This window comes from Marinifilum sp. N1E240 (assembly GCF_009295825.1).
GTDB classification, from domain to species: Bacteria; Bacteroidota; Bacteroidia; order Bacteroidales; family Marinifilaceae; genus Marinifilum_A; species Marinifilum_A sediminis.
The window spans coordinates 547,101-569,896 of sequence record NZ_WHKF01000001.1; the positions used below are offsets into that span (position 1 = coordinate 547,101).

Annotated in this window: 16 protein-coding genes; 12 read left to right on the plus strand and 4 right to left on the minus strand. The window is 34.7% G+C overall.

Annotated elements, in window-relative coordinates; translation table 11 throughout:
- Positions 1-68: 68 nt before the first annotated feature.
- The 6 genes from GCQ56_RS02445 (at position 69) to murI (ending at position 6,126) form a co-directional block, all read left to right on the plus strand.
- Positions 69-782: a DUF6089 family protein gene (locus GCQ56_RS02445; RefSeq protein WP_152732801.1), complete on the plus strand. Its 714-nt coding sequence runs from the start codon at positions 69-71 to the stop codon at positions 780-782.
- A 3-nt stretch (positions 783-785) separates the two neighbouring features.
- Positions 786-1,532: an isoprenyl transferase gene (locus tag GCQ56_RS02450; protein ID WP_152732802.1), complete on the plus strand. Its 747-nt coding sequence runs from the start codon at positions 786-788 to the stop codon at positions 1,530-1,532.
- Positions 1,533-1,556: 24 nt separating this feature from the next.
- Positions 1,557-4,064 carry an outer membrane protein assembly factor BamA gene (bamA, locus tag GCQ56_RS02455; RefSeq protein WP_152732803.1) on the plus strand — a complete coding sequence of 836 codons (2,508 nt, stop codon included), beginning with the start codon at positions 1,557-1,559 and terminating at the stop codon, positions 4,062-4,064.
- Between the two features lie 75 nt (positions 4,065-4,139).
- Positions 4,140-4,661: an OmpH family outer membrane protein gene (locus tag GCQ56_RS02460; protein ID WP_152732804.1), complete on the plus strand. Its 522-nt coding sequence runs from the start codon at positions 4,140-4,142 to the stop codon at positions 4,659-4,661.
- A 31-nt stretch (positions 4,662-4,692) separates the two neighbouring features.
- Positions 4,693-5,208: an OmpH family outer membrane protein gene (locus GCQ56_RS02465; protein WP_152732805.1), complete on the plus strand. Its 516-nt coding sequence runs from the start codon at positions 4,693-4,695 to the stop codon at positions 5,206-5,208.
- Between the two features lie 90 nt (positions 5,209-5,298).
- A complete protein-coding gene (murI, locus tag GCQ56_RS02470) occupies positions 5,299-6,126 on the plus strand; it encodes a glutamate racemase (protein ID WP_152732806.1) in 828 nt (275 codons plus the stop codon).
- Positions 6,127-6,209: 83 nt separating this feature from the next.
- Here the strand turns inward: murI and GCQ56_RS02475 are convergent, their stop codons facing one another.
- A complete protein-coding gene (locus tag GCQ56_RS02475; protein ID WP_152732807.1) occupies positions 6,210-6,743 on the minus strand; it encodes a gamma carbonic anhydrase family protein in 534 nt (177 codons plus the stop codon).
- A gap of 830 nt (positions 6,744-7,573) precedes the next feature.
- Between GCQ56_RS02475 and GCQ56_RS02480 the strand changes: the two genes are divergently transcribed.
- From GCQ56_RS02480 to GCQ56_RS02500, 5 genes are all read left to right on the plus strand, one after another.
- Positions 7,574-10,750: a TonB-dependent receptor gene (locus tag GCQ56_RS02480; protein WP_152732808.1), complete on the plus strand. Its 3,177-nt coding sequence runs from the start codon at positions 7,574-7,576 to the stop codon at positions 10,748-10,750.
- 33 nt (positions 10,751-10,783) lie between these two features.
- Positions 10,784-12,397: a RagB/SusD family nutrient uptake outer membrane protein gene (locus GCQ56_RS02485; protein ID WP_152732809.1), complete on the plus strand. Its 1,614-nt coding sequence runs from the start codon at positions 10,784-10,786 to the stop codon at positions 12,395-12,397.
- 406 nt (positions 12,398-12,803) lie between these two features.
- Entirely contained in the window at positions 12,804-14,648 is a 1,845-nt protein-coding gene (locus GCQ56_RS02490) for a 2-oxoacid:acceptor oxidoreductase subunit alpha (protein WP_152732810.1), read from the plus strand.
- 2 nt (positions 14,649-14,650) lie between these two features.
- Positions 14,651-15,691, plus strand: a complete 1,041-nt coding sequence (locus GCQ56_RS02495; RefSeq protein ID WP_152732811.1) for a 2-oxoacid:ferredoxin oxidoreductase subunit beta — start codon at positions 14,651-14,653, stop codon at positions 15,689-15,691.
- A 248-nt stretch (positions 15,692-15,939) separates the two neighbouring features.
- Complete coding sequence (locus GCQ56_RS02500) at positions 15,940-18,915, plus strand: PEP/pyruvate-binding domain-containing protein (protein ID WP_152732812.1); 2,976 nt, start codon at positions 15,940-15,942, stop codon at positions 18,913-18,915.
- A gap of 85 nt (positions 18,916-19,000) precedes the next feature.
- Here GCQ56_RS02500 and fabD read toward each other — a convergent pair whose 3' ends face one another.
- Complete coding sequence (gene fabD, locus GCQ56_RS02505; RefSeq protein ID WP_152732813.1) at positions 19,001-19,891, minus strand: ACP S-malonyltransferase; 891 nt, start codon at positions 19,889-19,891, stop codon at positions 19,001-19,003.
- Between the two features lie 161 nt (positions 19,892-20,052).
- A complete protein-coding gene (gene folE, locus GCQ56_RS02510) occupies positions 20,053-20,679 on the minus strand; it encodes a GTP cyclohydrolase I FolE (RefSeq protein WP_152732814.1) in 627 nt (208 codons plus the stop codon).
- Between the two features lie 110 nt (positions 20,680-20,789).
- Here folE and GCQ56_RS02515 point away from each other — a divergent pair, with 110 nt between their 5' ends.
- Positions 20,790-21,482 (plus strand): hypothetical protein, encoded by a 693-nt coding sequence (locus tag GCQ56_RS02515; RefSeq protein WP_152732815.1) that lies wholly within the window; start codon positions 20,790-20,792, stop codon positions 21,480-21,482.
- Here the strand turns inward: GCQ56_RS02515 and GCQ56_RS02520 are convergent.
- Complete coding sequence (locus tag GCQ56_RS02520; protein WP_299992960.1) at positions 21,479-22,780, minus strand: MATE family efflux transporter; 1,302 nt, start codon at positions 22,778-22,780, stop codon at positions 21,479-21,481. The genes GCQ56_RS02515 and GCQ56_RS02520 overlap by 4 nt on opposite strands.
- Between the last annotated feature and the right edge of the window lie 16 nt (positions 22,781-22,796).

Consider the following 22,796-nt stretch of genomic DNA (forward strand, 5'->3'; position numbering starts at 1 on the left):
TTTGTAGCTTGTGAATGAATTTAGGGTGATTGTATCCTAATCATATCAATGGTTATAGGGATTTGAACATGAAAAACGAATTCATTTACATGGAGAAAAAAAACAAACTGCTGTTCATGCATAAACTGATTTTGGGAATACTGTTTTTAGTCGTTAGTAGTACGGCATTTACGCAAACCAAAGCAGAATTAGGTTTTTATGGAGGTGTTGGCTATTATATGGGCGATATCAATCCAACATACCATTTTTATTCAAGCTCAGTTGCTATAGGAGGAATTTATCGATACAATTTTAATTCTCGATATTCTCTTAGAGCTGGAATGATTTTCTCTGGATTAAGTGGTGAAGATAGAGATTTTAAAAATCAATACCAGCAAAGTAGAGGAGCGTCTTTTGATACTGATTTGGTTGATTTGTCCTTACAAGGTGAATTTAATTTTCAACCATTTTGGTCACCAGGAAAATCGAAAACAAAAAGGCTGGTGCCTTATGTAACAGCAGGTATTGGATATATAGCTCCAAGTAGTACAGAATCCTCGTTTACCATACCTATGGGAGCTGGGTTTAAATACAATCTTGGAGGAAGATGGACTGCAGCATTGGAATGGAGTTTTAGAAAAACTTTCACCGATGATCTGGATCATTTAGATGATCCAAATAATTTTAACGAACGCAATTTAATGCACAATAACGATTGGGCATCCTTTTTCGGAATCATGATTAGTTATAAACTGTTTCCAGATAATGAGGAGTGTCATTCATACGGTCGATTTGTAAAATAATATATGTCATTCAAAGATAAAATCATAAAAGAACGATTGCCGAATCATTTGGCAATAATTATGGATGGAAATGGTCGTTGGGCAAAGATGCGAGGCGAACATAGAATAATTGGACATCAGAATGGCGTTGAGGCAGTACGCCAAACAGTTGAAGGTGCTGCTGAATTAGGAATTTCTTATCTCACTCTTTATGCTTTTTCCACAGAGAATTGGAATCGTCCTCAGGATGAGATTTTGGGATTAATGTCTTTGCTTGTTGAGGCGATAGAGAACGAAACTCCAACTTTAATGAAGAACAATGTTCGATTAAAGGCAATTGGAGATTTAGAGAGTTTACCAGAAGAGGTAAGGGAGAAATTACAAGGAACAATTGACAATACAGCGAAAAATACCGGCTTAACCTTGGTGTTAGCTTTAAGTTATAGTTCTCGTTGGGAGATTATGAATGCAGTTGGTAAGATTGCAGAAAAGGTTCATTCTGGTGATTTAGCTCCAGAGGATGTCAATGAATCTATTTTTGAAAGCCATCTTACAACCAGTGGAATTCCAGATCCGGAATTGATGATTAGAACCAGTGGTGAGAATAGAATTAGTAATTTTTTACTTTGGCAGTTAGCATATTCAGAATTGTATTTTACGGATCTGTTTTGGCCTGACTTTACAAAGGAAGAGCTATATAAGGCACTTTTGAATTATCAAAGTCGTGAAAGACGATTTGGTAAAACAAGTGAACAATTAAACGATAATTAAGCATTAACCATTATAACTATAGTAATGATTAAACGATTAACTTTCATTTTTACTCTATTTTTAAGTATCACTGCCATAGCGCAGGAAACAGATACAATTTTTAATCCAACTTTACATTATTCTTCACCCAAGAAATACGAATTGGGAGGAGTAACGGTTACAGGAGTAAAGCATTTGGAAAGTAACGTGCTTGTTCAAATATCTGGTTTACGGGAAGGTTCGGAAATTGAAGTGCCAGGGGAGAAGGTAACAAAGGCAATTAATAAACTTTATAAGCAAGGTTTGTTTTCTGATATTCAGATTGCTGCTACAAAAATAGTTGATAAGAAAATTTATTTGAGTATTCATCTTCAGGAACGTCCAAGGTTATCTTCGGTAAACTACATTGGTACTTCTAAAAGTGAAACAAATAAGTTAAAAGAGCGATTGAAATTACAAAAAGGAACACAGGTAACCGATTTTTTAATTGCAAATACTCAAACTATCGTTGAAAATTACTTTAAAGAAAAAGGTTTTTATAATATTGATGTAAATGTGTTGCAGCGTGATGATCTTACGGAGGAAAATAGCGTTATCATCGATATCAATATGGATAGAAATAATAAGATTAAGATTAAGAATATCTTTATTGAAGGAAATGTTGCTTTATCTGATAAGAAAGTAAAAAAGGCAATAAAAGAATCAAAAGAGAAAAGACTGAGGAATTTCTTTAAATCTTCAAAGTATATTGAGGATAATTGGAAGGAAGATAAGATTACCTTAATTTCTAAGTACAATGAAAATGGGTATAGAGATGCTCTTATTATTACTGATAGTGTAGAACAGGTATCAGAAGATCGTGTTAATATTTATTTAAAATTGAATGAAGGAAATCAGTACTTCTTTAATGATATTACATGGGTTGGTAACACGGTATATACATCTTATGATTTAGAGCGTGTTTTAAAGATAAAGAAGGGTGATGTTTACAATCAGACTTATTTGGATGAAAGATTAAGTCTTGATGATGATGCTGTAAGTAATTGGTATTTGGATAAAGGATACTTGTTTTTTAATGTAAACCCTATTGAGAAAGTTATTGGTAAAGATTCGATTAATCTTGAAATGAGAATAATTGAAGGGAAGCAAGCTACAATCGATCGTGTAAATATAATTGGTAATACAAAAACTCATGAACATGTTGCTCGTAGAGAGTTGTATACATATCCTGGCGAATTATTTAGTAAATCAGATATCATTCGTAGTGTGCGAGAGCTTGCTCAGTTAGGTCACTTTGATCCTGAGGCTATTAATCCTGATATTAAACCTCACCCTGAAAGTGGAACGGTTGATATCAATTACGAATTGGAAGAAAAAGCAAATGATCAGATCGAACTTTCCGGAGGTTGGGGAGCTGGTATGATTATTGGTACTGTTGGGCTTCGATTTTCTAATTTTTCGATACGAAATATTTTCAATAAAAAAGCTTGGAGTCCACTTCCTACTGGTGATGGACAAACCTTAAGTATTCGAGCGCAAACCAATGGCTCTTATTATAATTCCTATAGTATATCGTTTACAGAACCATGGTTGGGAGGTAAAAAACCAACTTCATTAAGTACATCGATATATTATTCACAGCAGTCGGGATATAGCAGTAGTTATAACTATTATACTACATATGGGAATAGTTCTGATCAGAGTCAGAAAATTTTCGGAGCAAGTGTAGGTTTAGCACGTAGATTAAAATGGCCAGATGACTATTTCTCATTATACAATGAGGTAAGTTATCAAAATTTCAACTTGGAGAACTGGCAATACTATCTGATTTCTGATGGAACATCGAATAACTTTAGTTTCACTACAACTTTATCTAGAAGTTCGATTGATAATCCATTGTATACACGTAAAGGATCTTCATTCTCACTAAGTTTAAAATTTACACCTCCATATTCATTATTCGAAGATTTGGATTATTCTCGTGCTAGCGAGGAAGAATTGTACAAATGGATTGAATATCATAAGTGGACGTTTAAAGGAAAAATGTACAATGGTCTATTGTCAAAAAATGATAAGTTAGTATTATATACAGGAGCCGAATTTGGTTACTTGGGGTATTACGATAAAAACAAAAGATCTCCATTTGAAGGATTCGAAGTTGGTGGTGACGGTATGTCGGGATATAGCATGTACGGAAGTGACAATGTTGGTTTAAGAGGATATGAAAATGGTTCATTAACTCCGGTATTTTCTGACGGTCGCCGTAAGGGAGGAAATATTTATTCGAAATTTACTGCTGAGATTAGATATCCATTATCACTAAGCCAGTCGGCTACGATTTACGCATTGGCTTTTGCAGAGGCGGGTAATGCCTGGTATGATTTTGAAGAGTTTCAGCCATTTAACTTGAAACGTTCAGCTGGTGTTGGTCTTCGAATTTTTCTACCTATGTTTGGATTACTTGGTATAGATTATGGATATGGTTTTGATAATGCTAACCTAGCCGGACAGAACGGTGGTCAGTTCCATTTTGTAATTGGTCAACAATTTTAACATATTTTAAGTAGAGGCTCTTGGGAGCTGAATTAATTTAAGTTAATTTAGAGTTTGATTGCAAAACAAATTATTATGAAACGTTTACTATTCTTACTTGCAGTTTTATTTTTTAGTTTTGGAAGTTCGTATTCTCAATCCCGATATGGATTTGTTGATACTGAATACATCTTGAATAAGATGCCAGACTATAAAAATGCTCAAGAGCAATTGGATAAAGTATCCATTCAGTGGCAAAAAGAAATTGAAACTATCAGTGTTGAGATAAAAGATCTTCATGCAAAATTCAGAGCTGATGAGGTTTTTTTATCATCAGAAATGAGACAACAAAGAGAGAAAGAGATTCATGATAAAGAAATGATGGCTCAAAAACTTCAGCAAAGATATTTTGGTCGTAATGGGGAGCTTTATAAGAAACGTCAGGAATTAATGAAACCAATTCAGGATGATATCTATGAGGCAATCAAAGAGATAGCGAAGTCTGGAAGTTATGGTATGATTATTGATCGTGCTAATGGACCAGCAATAATATACAGTAACTCTAAATTTGATTTGAGTGATAAAGTACTGTATAAATTGGGAATAAGAACTAATTAAAATTTCAAATAAAAAACTAACTGAGTATACTATGAGACAATTTTTAAAAGTTACATTAGTAGCCATTTTCCTTTTTACAGGAGCTAACCTTTTTGCACAAACAGCAAAATTTGGTCATATCGATTCTAATAAGTTATTATCAATAATGCCTGAAAAAGCAGAAGCTCAAAAGCAAATACAAGCTAAAGCGGCAGAATACGATAATCAAATTAAGGCAATGAGAGAAGAGTATCAAACTCTTGTTAATTCATATGTTGAGCAAAGAGAAACTCTATCTGAAGCTTTAAGAGCAACTAAAGAAAAAGAAATTCAGGATTTACAAAATCGTATGCAAACATTTGATGGTTTTGCACAGCAAGAACTTCAAAAAACTCAAAATGAGTTATTAAAGCCTATTTTTGATAAAGCTTCGAAAGCGATTAAAGATGTTGGTGCGGAAAATGGTTTTACTTACGTATTTGATATTAGTACTGGAGTAATTTTACATTTTTCTGATAATAGTGTTGATGTAATGCCTTTAGTTAAAGCTAAATTGGGAATTCAATAGTCTTTTACAAGATATATTTTAAAAAGGTGGTATTTTAATACCACCTTTTTTAATTTTGCATCATGATGTATTAGTGTAAGCAAAAATTATATGATCGATAATAAACAACCCATTGGAGTTTTTGATTCAGGATATGGTGGTTTAACCATTTTAAATGAGCTTTTGAAAGAATTACCGGAATATGACTTTCTTTATCTGGGAGATAATGCTAGAAGTCCATATGGAACGCGTTCTTATGATGTTGTTTACGATTATACTCTACAGGCCGTTGAACAGCTTTTCTCGATGGGCTGTGAATTGATTATTTTAGCCTGTAATACTGCCTCGGCAAAAGCCCTTCGAACTATTCAACAAAAAGATCTTCCAAAAATTGATCCAAATAAACGGGTTTTGGGTGTGATTAGACCTAGTGTGGAAAAATTGGGAGCATTAACTCAAACAAAACATGTAGGTGTACTCGGTACTGTAGGAACTGTTCGATCCAATTCGTATCCTATGGAAATCGAAAAGCTTTATCCTGAAATAGAGGTTGTGCAGGAAGCGTGTCCTATGTGGGTTCCTTTGGTAGAGAACAATGAGTTTACTACTTCCGGAGGAAGGTACTTTATCAAGAAAAATATAGAGAACTTACTTTCAAAGGATTCACAGATTGATACCATAGTTTTAGGTTGTACGCATTATCCAATTTTAAAGGATGAGGTCAAACGTTATTTGCCTAATAGTGTAAATCTAATAGCTCAAGGTGAAATTGTCGCAAAAAGCCTTAAAGATTACTTGAAACGTCATCCTGAAATGGAGGTGCGTTGTTCTAAAAATGGGGAAAGAGAATTTTTGACAACCGAATTTGTTGATAGTTTTGAAGAGAAAGCAAGTCGATTTTTGAATAAAAATTTAAAAGCTCAACATATTAGTTACTAAAAACCAGTTGAATAATTTCAACTGGTTTCTGCGTAATGTATGAATTGTGTCAAGCCACTTGTAAACTTGATAAGAAAAATTTCTTATTCGGCAATTTTTTCGTCAGTTTGATACCAGCTGGCATACATTGCATAGCTATTTGCAATTCTGTTAATTTCTCCCTCTAATAATTCAGGGCTAATTTCTTTAATTTTTTTTGCTGGAGATCCGGCATAAACACTTCCAGATTCAACGTGTGTACCTTTAGTAACTACAGCACCTGCAGCAATTATCGAATTACTTTCTACGATTGCATTGTCTAGAACAACTGCGCCCATTCCAATCAAAACATTATCTTTAATTGTACAGCCGTGAACTACTGCATTGTGTGCAATAGATACATTGTTGCCAATATTAGTTGGTGATTTTTTATATGTAGCATGAATTGTTGCGTTATCTTGTATGTTAACGTTGTTACCTAGTTTAATGTAATGTACATCCCCACGTAATACTGCGCTGTACCAAATACTGCAGTCATTCCCCATCTCAACATTTCCTATAATTGCCGCATTCTCTGCCAAAAAGCAATTCTCACCAAATTTTGGGGATTTTCCATTCAAATCTCTAATGATAGCCATTGTTATTTAGTTTGATTATAAATACAAAGATAATTAAAAAAAAGATTCGGGAGTTTAATGTATACAAGGGGTTTTAATAATTTCATTTTATTATTAAAGGCAATGTGCGTATGTAATTTCAGAAATTAGTTCTTTAACAGCTCCAATTTATTTGTTGAATTATCATGCGATTAGAGCTTTTAAAGGGAGAGGCTTTCGCTAGAAAGAATGATTGGATTCCCTGATTTATGTAGATTACTAATTTAAGTTTTGTAAAACTGATATACTTGTTCTGTTTGTTATAAGGTAATTATCCCGTTAATTTATCTTTACTTATTAATTAATGCTGTATAATCGATTCGTGTGCTAGTAATGTACTATTAAAATAGAATAGAGAATTTTAAATACAGTGTACGTAGTTATTTAGTGTGAGTCTAAATAGATGTAGGAATAGCAGACATATTAATCAATTACTATAGAATTTAAGATTGTAAAAAATACGCAAACGTTAACGATGTTAAAATTGATAATGAGATGATTAGTATGGTTGCAAATTGTTTCTGATTTGATATTATTATTTGCAATTTATAAGTTTACGTTTTGTTGATTATTTGAAATTAAAAGGTTTGCGGAAAAAGATGGTTTGATTATTTAAGATTTTTTTACACTTTTGACGGGTCGGAATTTTATAGGGGTATTTAAATTTCGACTCTATATGTTGATATGAATCGATATATAGGATTTATTCTAAAGGGAGCATATTCTTTCTAGCGTCTTAAATAATGATTAAAGGCGAGTAGGATATATTATAGATGTGTATTAATTGTTAATTAACCACTAACTAAAAATTTATGAAAAAAAGTTTAGTTTCGATGTTAATTCTATTTTTTATAGGATTACAGGGCGTTCTAGCTCAAAGTCGAGAAATCTCAGGGGTGGTTACCTCAGCTGAAGATGGGCTGTCGATCCCCGGAGTTTCCGTTATTATTAAAGGTACAACCATCGGTACCACAACTGACTTCGATGGAAAATACGCGTTAAATGTTCCAGAAGGTGAAAATACACTTGTGTTTTCATTTGTTGGTATGACAACGCAAGAACTTCCTATTACAGGTACTACAATGAATGTTATAATGGAATCTGAATCTATTGGTGTAGATGAGGTTATGGTTGTAGCTTTTGGTACTGCAAAAAAGGAATCTTTTACTGGTTCTGCTGGTGTAGTTGGTGCTGAGAAATTAGCAGAAAGAACATTGACTTCAGTTACGCAAGCATTTGAAGGTTCTACTACTGGTGTTCAGGTTGCTGCAGCATCAGGTCAGCCAGGTGAGGCTCCAGCAATTCGTATTCGTGGTTTTGGTACCTTAAACGGTAATGCAGAGCCATTGTATGTTGTTGATGGTGCTCAGTTTGATGGTTCATTAGCTGATATTTCTCCTGATGATATTCAATCTTTAACAATTTTAAAAGATGCTTCTTCTACCGCATTGTACGGTGCTCGTGCAGCTAATGGTGTTGTAATGATTACCACTAAGCGAGGAAAAAAATCAGGTGGAAAAGTAAAAATTGACTTTAAAGCAGTTGGTGGTATTGTTTCAAAAGCTATCCCATATTACGAAACTGTTGGAGCTAAGGATTACTATGAATTAATGTTCCAGTCATACAAAAACTCTTTAGTTTATGGTGATGGACAAGCTGAAGGTGTAGCAGCAGAAACTGCAGCAAAAGACATCTTTAATAAGCTTAAGTATAATCCTTTTAATGTAGCAAATGACAATATCGTTGGTACTGATGGAAAAATTAATCCTAATGCTGAGGTTATTGCAAAAAGTTTAGACTGGTATGATCCTTTGGAGCAAACTGGTTACAGACAAAACTATAACCTTTCTGCTTCAGGTGGTGGTGATAAGCATGATTTCTTTGTTTCTCTTGGATACCTTGATGAAGAAGGATATATGATTAACTCTGATTACGAACGTTTAAATGCTCGTATGAACTTTAATGCTAATCCTAAAAAATGGTTGAAGTTAGGTACTAATTTGTCTGCTTCTATGAGTAGTCAAGGACAAGCTTATACTTCAGATAGTAATACAGGATATGCAAATCCATTTAACTTCGCTCGTTTTATGGGACCAATTTACCCTGTGTATATTGTTGATCCAACAACAGGAGAATATATTCTTGATGCAGAAGGTAAAAAGCAATATGATTTAGGTGGTGGTTATACCGAATATGGTATTAATGCACGTCCAGCAGATGCAAATAATGGTCGTCATATCGTAGCTGAGCAGAATTACAATTATAACAAGACAAAGAGAAACAATATTTCGAATAGATCTTACGCTGAATTCACAATTATGGAAGGTCTTAAGGTTTCTACTAACGTAGGTCTTGATATTCAGAATTATAATGCGAAAGAATTTGAGAATGAGATTGTAGGTGATGGTGCTCCAACTGGTCGTTATAGCGAAGATCGTTATACTAGAACAAGTGTTAACTGGAATCAATTGATCAACTATAATACATCAATTGGTGAAGATCACAACATTGAAGTATTATTAGGACATGAGTCATTCAGCAGAGAGTATTCTCTTATGAGTGGTATGAAATCTCAATTAATCGTTAAGGGAATTAACGAGTTTGATAACTTCGTTACTCCTTCTTCTTTGTCAGGTTATACTACAGATAAGAAAACAGAAGGATATTTCGCTAGATTGAAATATAATTTCCAGCACAAATATTATATCGAAGGATCTTATCGTAGAGATGGTTCATCAGTATTTGCAGATGACGTTCGATGGGGTGGTTTCTACTCAGTAGGTGCTACTTGGAGAATGGATCAGGAAAACTTCATTCAAGGTATTGAGTGGATCGATCAGTTAAAAGTTCGTGCTTCTTATGGTCAGGTTGGTAATGATAACCTTGGATCAGCAACTTCTGACTTGTACGCTTACCAAGCTCTTTATGAGCCATTCCCAAATGCAAGTACTCCAGGTCTACGTTGGAAAACAACTGGAAATACTGATTTGACTTGGGAGTCTAACAACTCTTTTGATGCAGCTGTTGAATTTTCATTATTTAACGGTAAACTACACGGTGCTGTTGAATACTACAAAAAGACTTCTGAAGACTTATTGTATGATATGCCTCTTGCTCCAAGTATGGGATTATCATCTCAGCCAAGAAATATTGCAACTTTATTTAATGAAGGTTTCGAAATTTCTTTAGGTAGTACTCTTGTTCAAAATGATGATTTCAGATGGGATATCCAAGTTCAGGCTTCTACCATTAAGAATGAAATTACTGATATTCCAACACCATTCGTTAATGGATCTAAAAGATGGGCTAAAGGACACTCTGTATACGATTATTACTTGTATGATTTCCATAGTGTAGATCCAACTACAGGTGCTACTTTATACCAGGTTTGGGAAAAAGATGCAGATGGTTTAGGAACACATAAAGCATATAATGAAGATGGTTCTGCTAAATTATCAGAGAATTACTTAGATTCAGAAAAAGGTTATACTGGTGATTCTTCTATTCCTGATTTATTCGGTTCTGTTTCAAATACTTTAAAATATAAGGACTTTCAGTTGAGTTTCATGTTTACTTATGGTATTGGTGGTAAAGTATTAGACTACTCTTACGCTGCTCTAATGGGTGAAGGTAATTATGGTTCAGCTATTCACGTAGATCAGAAAAAAGGTTGGAGAAAAGATGGTGATATTACAAATATTCCAAGAATGGAAAATGGTAACACTCACCTTGCTACATCTATGTCTGACAGATGGTTAACTGATGCTACTTATTTGTCATTAAAGAATGTGAATTTGAGCTATACTTTCAACCAAAAAGCAATTAAAGATTTTGGAATTAATTCATTGAAAGTGTACGCTTCAGGTGAAAACCTATTCATCCTAACTGAAAGAAAAGGTATGAATCCTCAGCAAAGTTTTGCTGGTACAACAAGTAATGTATATCTACCATCACGTGTAGTTTCATTCGGTGTTAACGTATCATTCTAATCTTGTTTGACGAATAAAATTGAAAATAGAATTATGAAAAAATATATTAATAAATTATTGTTAGCAGTAATGGTTATTGGCTCGGTAAGCTGTTCAGACAGTTTCCTTGAGACTTACCCAACTGATAGTGTATCTCCTGAAGATGCTTTGTCAACACCTGAAAATATGATGGTGGCATTGAATGGTGTGCACAGAGAAATGTATTCTCAATCGCCATTAGATGGTTATGAGCCAGGTTATGCTGGGGAATCATATATTTTACCTTTAATGGAATTAAATGCTGGAGATATGCTGTTTTCAGCTGATGGTAACGGATGGTTTTTGAATCATGTTAAATGGAATAGACATACAAACCCTAATTCATCTGATCCAAAATTTATTTGGATGCAATACTACCACATTATTGGTAGTGTAAATGCTATCATTAATGGTTCTGAGGGTATGGTAGAGTCTGATTTATTGAATAATGTTTTGGGTCAAGCTTATGCATACAGAGCATTTTGTCACCATCGTTTGGTTTCAATATATGCTAAGAATCCTGCTTATGGAAATCCATCTACTGATGATGGGGTACCTATCATGTTAAAAACGGAAGCTCCTTACGAAGGACAGGAAAGAGCTACAGTTGAAGCAGTTTATGCACAATGTGAGTCGGACATTCAAAAGGCAATTGTTTATTTGGCTGATGATGCTAGTGTAAGCTCTAATGCAGATAACAAATCAAATATCGATTTAAATATCGCTAATGGTATTGCTGCTCGTATTGCACTTACAAAAGGAGACTGGGCAAATGCTGCAACTTATGCAAATGCTGCTCGTCAGGGATATGATTTAATGTCTGAAAAAGATTTTAAATCAGGATTTAATTCTTGTACAAACCCTGAATACATGTGGGGCGCTCAAATTATTGATGACCAAACGAACTGGTACATGTCTTGGTTCTATTATATTGGTACAAATAATAATGGTTCTCAAAATAGAGGTAATCCTAAGAAGATCAATATCAATCTTTATAGCCAAATTGATGCAAATGACTTCCGTCAGGATATGTGGCTTGAAAAAGCTCCAAATGTACATTCAGGATGGGAATCAGACGATAATTACGATAACTCTGATGACTTTTGGGCAGCTTGGGAAGATATTATTGAAACATATGATATGACCAAAAGCTTTTATACTCACCCATATATGGCAGTTAAATTTTTGAATGCTGATGGTGGTACAATTAATCCTGATGATGTTTTGTATATGAGAGCATCTGAAATGTATTTGATCGAAGCTGAAGCTTTAGCTCGCCAAGGTGGTAAGGATGCTGCTGCAACAACTGTTATTTCTGAATTAGGAAATGCTAGATTGCGTGAAGGTGCACCTGCTTATAATGTAGCGGCTAGAGGTTTAAGTTTACTAGAAGAGATCAAAGTAATGCGTAGAATCGAACTTTGGGGTGAAGGTCACCGTTGGTTAGATCTTTTACGTTACGATGAAGCTTTAGATCTTACAGGTAGTGGTGCTGAGCCTACTCGTTACCAAAAAGGATTTAGTCAACCTAAACCTTCTGTAAAGAATGAAAATTGGTTGTATCAAATTCCAATTGATGAGGTGAATGCAAATCCAAAAATGAATCCAAATCCAACTGCTTCTTTGTAGTTTTGATTTTTAAGTAATACTAAGAGGTTATCGAAAGATAACCTCTTTTTTTATGCAATTTTATTTACTTGTTATAGTTGATTCTAATTTTTAATATTTCTAAAGAATTCCGATATAACCGTATATTGGGTTGGGATTGACTTTCTGTATTCCTTAGCAGAGCTTATTCAGACTTAATCAATTAAAAATCAATGCAAATTATATACATAAGTTAGGTGTAACTTTTTATTATACAAACGTTTGCAAAAAGTCAGTAAAATTTCTTTTCTTTTCTTGTCTAAAATTGGGGAAACGCTACCTTTATCCATGTTAAACAACATGATAGACATACCTAGTTGTTAAACAAATTCAACAGCAATAAACTAATAAAACAGAAGAATTTAATCTAAGATTAAATCAAACAGTCATGAGTCAAAAGACAAAAGTCATTGAAAAGGAAGAAGTTGTAATTCGATTTTCTGGAGATTCCGGAGATGGTATGCAGCTAACAGGAACCCAATTTTCTGATACTTCCGCATTATTCGGAAATGATGTAGCAACCTTTCCTGATTATCCTGCGGAGATTAGAGCTCCACAAGGTACAGTAGGTGGTGTTTCGGGATTCCAATTGCATTTTGGTCACAGCGAGGTGAATACACCAGGTGATTTTGCCGATGTTTTGGTAGCAATGAACCCAGCAGCACTTAAAGCAAATTTAAGATGGGTAAAACCAAGTGGAACTATTATTGTAAACGAAGATAGTTTTACAGAGAGGAATCTTGAAAAAGCAGGTTATGATTCGGATCCTTTGCAGGATGATATGCTTGCGGATTACAATCTAATTAAAGCTAAGGTTACTACTCTAACAAAAGAATGTTTAAAGGATTCAGGACTGGATCAAAAAAGTATCATCCGAAGCAAGAACATGTTTACTTTAGGAATGGTATACTGGATGTTTGATCGTCCATTAGATCATACTGAAGAGTTTATAGGTAGTAAGTTTAAGAAGTATCCTTTAGTTGTAGATGCTAATAAAAAAGTTTTACGAGCAGGATACAATTTTGCTAAAACAATTGAGGCTTTAGCGTATAATTTTAGCGTTGCTCCTGCGAAAATTAAAAAGGGTACTTATAGAAATATTACAGGTAATAAGGCAACTGCCTGGGGATTGATTGCAGCTGCGGAGAAAGCAGGATTGGAATTGTTTTGTGGATCTTATCCCATTACACCTGCAACTGAAATTCTTCAGGAGTTAGCCGCTAGAAAAGATCTGGGTGTAAAAACATTCCAGGCTGAAGATGAGATAGCTGGTATTTGTACTTCAATAGGCGCTAGTTTTGCTGGTAACTTTGCCGTTACTACTACATCAGGACCAGGATTGGCCTTGAAAACAGAAGCTGCAGGTTTAGCTGTTATGACAGAATTGCCTTTGGTAATCGTGAATGTACAGCGAGGTGGACCATCAACAGGACTTCCTACAAAAACTGAGCAATCGGATCTATTGCAAGCCATTCACGGACGAAGTGGTGAGTGTCCAATGCCGGTAATTGCAGCAAGTACACCATCTAATTGTTTCGAGTACGCTTATCGAGCTAGTAAGATCGCATTGGAACATATGACTCCGGTTATCCTTCTTACTGATGGATTTTTAGCAAATGGAGCTGAACCTTGGCGCATTCCTAAAATGGCTGATTTATCGGATATTACTGTACCTATAGCAAAAGAAGGCGAAGAGTATCTGCCATATGCAAGAGATGAAGAGAAACTTGCAAGAAAGTGGGCTGTGCCAGGAACTAAAGGATTAGAACACAGAATTGGTGGACTTGAAAAAATGGATGTAGTTGGTACAGTATCTTATGTGCCAGAGAATCACCAGGTGATGACGGATATCAGATCGGAAAGAATTCGTCGCGTGGCTAATTTTATTCCTGATTTACCAGTAAAAGGTGAAGAAAATGCCGATGTATTGGTTGTTGGATGGGGAGGAACCTATGGGCACCTAACTACTGCAGTAAGAGAGTTAATTGCAGATGGTAAAAGCATCGCACTTGCACATTTCCATTATATTTTCCCACTACCAAAGAATACCGAAGAGGTATTAAGTAGATATAAAAAAGTTATTGTTTGTGAATTGAATGATGGACAATTTGCTGAGTATTTACGTAGCAGTTTCCAGGATATTAAATTTCACCAATACAATAAATTACAAGGATTACCATTTACAGTTTTGGAATTAAAGAAGAAGTTTAACGAATTATTGGAGGAGAAATAATCATGGCAGATTCATTATTAAAGCAAGCAGCCCCTGAGAAATTGACTCCAAAAGATTTTAAGAGTGATCAGGAAGTAAGATGGTGTCCTGGGTGTGGAGACCATGGTGTATTGAATTCGGTACAGAAAGCAATGGCAGCTTTGGAAATTCCAAAGGAAAAATTTGCCGTTATTTCTGGTATTGGTTGTTCATCTCGTTTCCCATATTATATGGATACTTACGGATTTCATTCAATTCATGGTAGAGCAGCAGCGATTGCGTCTGGTGTAAAATCAGCAAATCCTGATCTTGAAATTCTTCAGGTTTCAGGGGATGGTGATGCACTTGCAATTGGAGGTAATCACTTTATTCACGCAGTTCGTAGAAATATCGATATGACCATTCTTCTTTTCAACAATGAGATTTATGGTCTTACAAAGGGACAGTATTCACCAACCTCTAAGCAGGGAATGGTTACAAAAACATCTCCTTTTGGTACTATCGAGCAGCCTTTTCATCCAGCAGAACTTGCCTTGGGTGCACAGTCTAAATTTTATGCCAGATCAATTGATACCAATATCAAATTGACAACTGAAGTACTATTAGATGCATCAAAACATAGAGGAACTTCAATTGTAGAGGTATTGCAAAATTGTGTTATCTATAACGATGGAGCACATGCTCAGATTACAGATAGAAATACTAAAGATGAATTTCAGTTGACCTTACGTCATGGAGAACGAATGATTTTTGGTAAAGAGCGTAATAAAGGTCTTGTAATGGGAGGAAATGGTAAGTTGGTTGTTGTAACAATTGGCGAACATGGAATTGGTGAACAGGATATTTTAATTCATGATGCTCACAATCCAGATCCACATATGCACTGGTTGTTGTCTAATATGACAGCTCCGGAATATCCGGTAGCACTTGGTGTTATTCGAGATGTTGCTGCTCTTTCTTATGAAGAAAAAATGGTTCAGCAAATAAAGGATATTAAAGCACAAGCATCTATTAAGTGTATGGATGACTTGCTTAATAGCGGTGATACCTGGAAAGTAGAATAAGATTTTATTTTATAGATATTATAGTAAAGAGGAAACCATGAGTTTCCTCTTTGTTTTTTATGGATTTTTTTACCTATTTTCGGCAACCTTTTTTTAAGATAAAAATTATTCTAAAATAGTAAATATTAATATTGTTCAGGCGAAATAATGTGTCTTAAAAACAGATTGTAAACCACAATATTATTAGTATTTTGTAAGGATAATTATACTAGGAAACAAACACATTCAAAATATAAACAACACCTAATATGGAAGAGATTTCGATTTCTAAAATTTACAAAAGGAAGAAGAACGATCGGGATATATTTCAGGAATTGATGCCTTATAAAGTAAAGGAAATTCTTTTGATAGCAACCTATTACGACGCTTATACCATTGTGCGAGAAGGACAATTTTCGGATAAAATTGTGGGAGAATATCTACAGTTAAATTTGTATGCCGCACCACGATTTACGAGTGTTGCCACAAACGAAGAAGCTTTGGAAGCACTTGAAGATCGTCATTATGATATGGTGATTTTAATGGCTGGTTTGGATAAACAATCTCCTTTGGAACTAAGTCAACAAATTAAAACTGTAAATTCAGAAATTCCAGTATTGGTTTTAGTGAATAACAATAGCGATTTGGCTTATTTCGATCGCGCTGCTGATAAAATAAAGAACAATATCGATCGTGTTTTTGTTTGGAATGGTTCAACCAAGATATTCATGGCCATGACCAAGTATATCGAGGATAAAATGAATTTAGAAACAGATACCAAAAGTGGTGATGTTCGTGTGATTTTGCTTGCTGAGGATTCAGTAAAATACTATTCCAGATATCTTCCATTACTGTATACCTCGGTAATGACACAAACACAAAAAGTGATATCCGATGAAGGAGATATTGATGAGCTTCATAAAATTCTGAAAATGCGTGCCCGACCAAAAGTTATTTTGGTGAGTACTTTTGAAGATGCAGTGGATGTTGTTGATAAATATCTGGATAATTTGTTGTGTGTAATTTCTGATGTACGTTTTGCTAGAAATGGTAAACTGGATGATGATTCAGGTGTAGATTTAATAAAATATGTGCAGGCTAAAAACATGAAAATTCCATGTTTAATGCAATCGCATGATACAGATAATGCTATAAGAGCTATGCAGGTTGATGCTGATTTTATTAATAAAAACAGTGATACTTTAGCTTTAGATATTTACAATTTCATTTATACCAAATTAGGATTTGGTGATTTCGTATTTCGCAATCAAAGCGGAACTCGTGTAGCAGTTGCTAAATCAATGGAAGAGTTCGAGGAGAAATTAAAATACATTCCAGATGAATCTCTCCTGTTTCATTCCAAACGAAATGGTATTTCCACATGGCTTATGGCTCGTGGAGAAATTAATGTAGCCAAGAAATTACGACGTTATCAAATCGAAGATTTTAAATCTGTAAAGGACCTTAGAAAATTCTGTTTAGATGTATTTGAGGCTTCACGAATCAAACAATTGCGAGGTAGAATTATCCGATTTAGACCGAATATTGTAAATTCAAATCACTATATCGTCCGATTGGGACGAGGATCGCTTGGAGGAAAAGGTAGAGGATTGGCTTTCTTAAGTAACTTTATCGAAAACATTTATTTTAAGCGATTAATAAAAGACATCAATATATCTATTCCTCAAACCGCAATAATTGGTGTTGATGAGTATGATAATTTTATTGAGAAGAACAATCTTTACGATCAGATTTATCTTGATAAAAATTACAAGAAGGTAAAGGACTTGTTCCTAAAAGGTGATATTCCAGAGAAGTTGGGTAAAAAGTTGCGACAGTATTTGGAAGAAATGCACAAGCCTATTGCTGTTCGTTCTTCTGGTTTGTTTGAGGATTCCTTAATGCAGCCGTTTGCTGGAGTGTATGCAACCTATTTATTACCAAATAACGACTCTGATATTGAAGTTAGATACAATCAGTTGATTACCGCAATTAAATTGATTTACGCATCTATTTTTACTCCTGAAGCACAATCTTATTTTAGCGCCGTTGATTACAAGATTGAAGAGGAGAAAATGGCTGTAATTATTCAGGAGGTAGTTGGTCAGGAATACAATGGCAAATATTATCCAAATATTAGTGGCGTAGCTCAATCATACAATTACTATCCATTCTCTTATATGAAACCGGAAGATGGTTTTGCAGTTGTTGCAATTGGTTTAGGAAAATATGTTGTAGGAGGAGAGAAAACCCACCGTTTTTGCCCGGAGCATCCAAAATTACAATTGGCATCAATTGAGGATCAGATGAAAGATTCCCAGAAGTATTTTTATGCTATTGATATGCAAAAAGAGGATATCGATTTGATAAAAGATGGTGAAGATGCTGTTACCATTAAGTATCAATTATCAGAAGCAGAAAAAGATGGAAATCTATTGCATTGTGCATCGGTTTACGATTTTCAAAATGATCGCTTAGAGCCAGATTTATCTTTGAGAGGTCCTCGTGTTGTTGATTTTGCGAATATTTTAAAATACAATCAGGTGCCTATTGCTCACGCACTTAGTGTGATGTTGAATATCTTTAAGCAAGCAATGGGAGCGCCGGTTGAAATCGAATTTGCTGTTGATCTTACTAAAGGAAAGGATCACAATCCAACTTTCCACTTGTTACAGATTAAACCATTGATCCGTCAGGAAATGAGTGTTGATATTGATCTGTCGAAAGTAGAGCGCAATAAGTTGGTAATGTTAGCCAACAAAGGAATGGGGAATGGAAAAGTAGATCATATCCGCGATGTAATTTATATGGATTTCGATAAGTTCGACAGAATCAAAACTGAAGAAATGGCAGAGGAGATGGCTGTGTTGAATCAAAAAATGAAAGAACAAGATCGACAGTACGTTCTTTTTGGACCAGGTCGTTGGGGAACCAGAGATAAATTTACAGGAATTCCGGTACTTTGGTCTCAAATTTCTAATGCTAAGGTGATTGTAGAACAAGGATTAGAAGATTTTCCTTTGGATGCTTCCTTAGGGTCACATTTTTTCCACAATGTAACCTCAATGAATGTGGGTTATTTCTCTATAAAGAACAATTCGGAGCAGAATTTTGTAAATATGGAGTTATTGGAGAAGCAGGAGAAGATAGAACAAATGCATTACTTTAAGCACGTTCGTTTTAAAGAACCATTAGAGATTCTGATGGATGGAAAGAAACAAACTAGTGTAATTAGTTATAAATAAATGAAAGGAGGCGGTAAGCCTCCTTTTTTATTGCATAAAAAAAGCTGTTCATGTGAACAGCTTTTTAATATCTTAATGTAAGTTTTTATCCTTGATAAGAATCTACACCAGCGGTTTCCATTTTACGGTCTACTTTCTTTACTAAACCTTGGATTACTTTTCCTGGACCAACTTCGGTAAACGAAGAAGCACCATCAGCAATCATGTTCACCATTGTTTGAGTAAAACGAACAGGAGCAGTTAACTGCGCAACCAAATTCTTTTTAATCTCAGCAGGATCAGTAATTGGCATTGCATTTACATTTTGGTAAACGGCACAAGTAGGAGTTGCAAAAGTTGTATTCTCAATAGCTTCTTCCAACTCAACACGAGCAGGTTCCATTAAAGGAGAGTGGAATGCACCACCAACTTTCAAAGGTAATGCTCTTTTAGCACCAGCTTCTTTCAATTTTTCGCAAGCAACTTCGATACCTTTTATGCTACCTGAAATTACCAACTGACCTGGGCAGTTAAAGTTGGCAGGAACAACGATCTCGTCGATTTCAGCACAAACTTTCTCAACAGTTTCATCATCTAAACCGATGATAGCTGCCATAGTAGAAGGCTCCACTTCACAAGCTTTTTGCATTGCCATAGCACGCTGAGAAACCAATTTAAGACCATCTTCGAAAGATAGAGTTCCATTAGCAACCAATGCAGAAAATTCACCTAAAGAGTGACCAGCAACCATTTCAGGCTTGAAATCATCACCTAAAGTTTTAGCAAGAATAACAGAGTGCAAGAAAATTGCAGGCTGAGTTACTTTTGTTTGTCTTAGATCTTCGTCAGTTCCTTCAAACATTAAATCTGTAATGCGGAAACCTAAAATTTCATTCGCTTTTTCGAAAAGTTCCTTAGCAAGTTCCGAATTTTCGTATAGGTCTTTTCCCATACCAACAAATTGGGCACCTTGTCCCGGAAATACATATGCTTTCATATTCATTCTCAATTTAAATGTTTAATCCGTTAGACGGATCAATCATCATGGTAAGTTTTGAATTATTCGGGCACAAAGATATCTAATCCGTTCGCAATGTGCAATTTTAGTTTGCTTTCTGCCAACGGATTAATGTCGAAGTACCCTAAGTATTATTTATTTTAGATTGTCTTCGTAGATATTAGTCGTATAAACTCTTCACGAGTTGCAACTTTCTCAAATGCACCTGTAAAGTCAGAGGTAGTTGTTGTAGAATTTTGTTTTTGAACACCACGCATAGACATGCACATGTGTTGAGCTTCGATAACAACAGCAACTCCTAAAGGGTTTAAAGTATCCTGAATGCAGTCTTTAATTTGTGTAGTTAATCTTTCCTGCACTTGTAAACGACGCGCAAAGGCATCAACAACGCGAGCAATTTTGCTTAATCCGGTAATGTGACCATTTGGAATATAGGCAACATGAGCTCTTCCAACAAAAGGTAACATGTGATGCTCACACATCGAATAAACTTCGATATCTTTCACAATCACCATTTGTTTGTAATCTTCCTTAAACATTGCCGAGCGCAAAATATCTTCCGGCTTTATATGATATCCCTGAGTTAAAAATTGCATTGCTTTAGCAACACGCAAAGGAGTTTTTTCCAGACCTTCACGTTCCGCGTCTTCACCAAGTAATTCCAATACTTTTTTATAGTGATACATCAGTTCTTCTATGGTTTCCTGATCGTATTTTTCTATTTTTGTGAATCCCTTATTTTCTTGTCCGTTGATTGAAAATTCCATTCGTACTTTGTGTTTTAATTTAAGTCGATCTTTCGATCTGCAAAATAAGTATAAATTTCACCTATATAACAAACTTTTACGTGCTTTGTTTTAGCTAAGTTCTTGCATTGATGGATATTTTAATAGTAACTGATGGTTTTGAGAGTTTAAAGAGTTTCATAGGAAAGTTAATTCTTGTGGAAAATTTAGGTTCGAATTACGCTCGATTTAAATATAATGATTGTCAATTAGATATCTTGATCTCAGGATTAGGAAGTTCTATGGCAACCTACGAATTAACTAAGGCTGTAAATTCTCATGATTATGATTTGATAGTACATATTGGCAAGTGTTTTTCATTGAAAGATCAGATTGAAACAGAGAATTTTGTTTGTATAATAGATGATTATTTTGGTGATTTAGGCTTTGGAGTTGGAAGCGAATTTGGATCCTTATTTGATTTGAAGATTCGAAAGAAAAACGAATTGCCATTTAAGGATGAAATATTGGAAAATCATTTTATTTTGCCTGACTTGTTTCAGCAATTTAGAAAGGTAAGTGGTATTACATGTAATAGCATTCCATCAAAGCTTAATGATATTTCGAACAGTTATTTTAAAAATTATCCAGATGTAATTAGTATGGAGGCTGCTAATGTATTATATGTTTGCTTGAAAGAAAATGTGAAGTTGATTCAATGGTATTACGTTGTAGACAGAATTGAAAACTCCAGATCTAACTTTTCAACAAGTGAAAAGATGAGTAATGGAATTACCGAAAACCTGGAACTGTTTCTATCTGAAATGAAATTACAAGTGAATTAATTAAAGTGAACTAATACTGCTTTTCTGTAATAGATCGCTTGTAATAGACCACGAGCCAACATAAATCCTAACATGGCAATCCAAAGACCATGGTTTTCGAGAATGCCATTTAATGAATAGTAAAGTGGAATAAAAATTAATAATGTTGCTGCCATCATTGTTTTTCTCATGTAAACAGAGGCAGTAGCGCCAATAAATATTCCATCCATTAAGAAGGATGCAAAACTTAAGATAGGCAATAAAATAACCCACTTCAGATATTCCTGAGCAATTGAAATGGTTGATTCCGCATCGGTCAGAATGGATAGAAGATTAAGTCCAAAAAATCCATAAGCCGCGGTAAAAATACCACTTATTCCTAATCCCCAAATAAATAAAAGACGAATTACACGGGCTAAATTTTTGGAATTGTTTGCTCCAATAAATTTACCAACCAATGCTTCAGCGGCAAATGCAAAACCATCCATAAAGTAGGAGAAAATAAATAGAAATTGCAGCAGGAGAGAGTTAACCGCTAATATTTCCTTATTCACACTTGCTGATTCGGTTGTGAAAAAAGTAAAAACAAAAATAATGCACAAAGTTCTTATAAAAATATCCTTGTTGACCAAAAAGAAGTGTTTCAACTCATTCACTTTCGTCATGCCTTTTGCACTCCAATATTTGAATAATCTCCGGTAATATTTAGAAACAAAAAATATGGCTAGAGCTAAACTACAATATTGTGCAATAACAGTACCTAAAGCCACACCTCTAGCGTCCATTTGTAATCCATAGACAAAATAGGCAGAAAGACTAATGTTGATAACATTTCCTGTAATTGCTATCATCATTGGGATTTTAGCATTTTGCATGCCTATAAACCATCCGGTAAATGCATATAAACCTATTGTAGCTGGCGCTGCCCAAACCCGAATATAGAAATAGGATTTAGCAATTGTTTCTACAGAGCTCTCACTATCAATCAGCCAAAAACTAAGATTGGCAATTGGTTTTTGTAATACTAAAATGATAATACTTCCTGCAAATGCAACAGCTAAAGCTCTGGATAAAGAGAGAATACTTTCTCTTAAATTCCTGGCTCCATAGGCTTGTGCGGTTATTCCTGTTGTTCCCATTCTTAAAAATGCGAATCCCCAGTATAAGAAATTGAAAATAGTTCCTCCTAAAGCAATAGCACCAATAAAATCTACCTTTCCCAAATGTCCCATCAATGCCAAATCAACTATTCCTAATAAAGGAATGGTAATGTTGCTCACAATGTTTGGTACTGCTATGTTAAGAATTTTCTTATTCACTTCATGTTGCTTTTAT

Coding starts and splice junctions, on each gene's coding strand:
- GCQ56_RS02445 (WP_152732801.1), top strand. CDS start 69: ATGAAAAACGAATTCATTTACATGGAGAAAAAAAACAAACTGCTGTTC.
- GCQ56_RS02450 (WP_152732802.1), top strand. CDS start 786: ATGTCATTCAAAGATAAAATCATAAAAGAACGATTGCCGAATCATTTG.
- bamA (WP_152732803.1), top strand. CDS start 1,557: ATGATTAAACGATTAACTTTCATTTTTACTCTATTTTTAAGTATCACT.
- GCQ56_RS02460 (WP_152732804.1), top strand. CDS start 4,140: ATGAAACGTTTACTATTCTTACTTGCAGTTTTATTTTTTAGTTTTGGA.
- GCQ56_RS02465 (WP_152732805.1), top strand. CDS start 4,693: ATGAGACAATTTTTAAAAGTTACATTAGTAGCCATTTTCCTTTTTACA.
- murI (WP_152732806.1), top strand. CDS start 5,299: ATGATCGATAATAAACAACCCATTGGAGTTTTTGATTCAGGATATGGT.
- GCQ56_RS02475 (WP_152732807.1), bottom strand. CDS start 6,743: ATGGCTATCATTAGAGATTTGAATGGAAAATCCCCAAAATTTGGTGAG.
- GCQ56_RS02480 (WP_152732808.1), top strand. CDS start 7,574: ATGAAAAAAAGTTTAGTTTCGATGTTAATTCTATTTTTTATAGGATTA.
- GCQ56_RS02485 (WP_152732809.1), top strand. CDS start 10,784: ATGAAAAAATATATTAATAAATTATTGTTAGCAGTAATGGTTATTGGC.
- GCQ56_RS02490 (WP_152732810.1), top strand. CDS start 12,804: ATGAGTCAAAAGACAAAAGTCATTGAAAAGGAAGAAGTTGTAATTCGA.
- GCQ56_RS02495 (WP_152732811.1), top strand. CDS start 14,651: ATGGCAGATTCATTATTAAAGCAAGCAGCCCCTGAGAAATTGACTCCA.
- GCQ56_RS02500 (WP_152732812.1), top strand. CDS start 15,940: ATGGAAGAGATTTCGATTTCTAAAATTTACAAAAGGAAGAAGAACGAT.
- fabD (WP_152732813.1), bottom strand. CDS start 19,891: ATGAAAGCATATGTATTTCCGGGACAAGGTGCCCAATTTGTTGGTATG.
- folE (WP_152732814.1), bottom strand. CDS start 20,679: ATGGAATTTTCAATCAACGGACAAGAAAATAAGGGATTCACAAAAATA.
- GCQ56_RS02515 (WP_152732815.1), top strand. CDS start 20,790: ATGGATATTTTAATAGTAACTGATGGTTTTGAGAGTTTAAAGAGTTTC.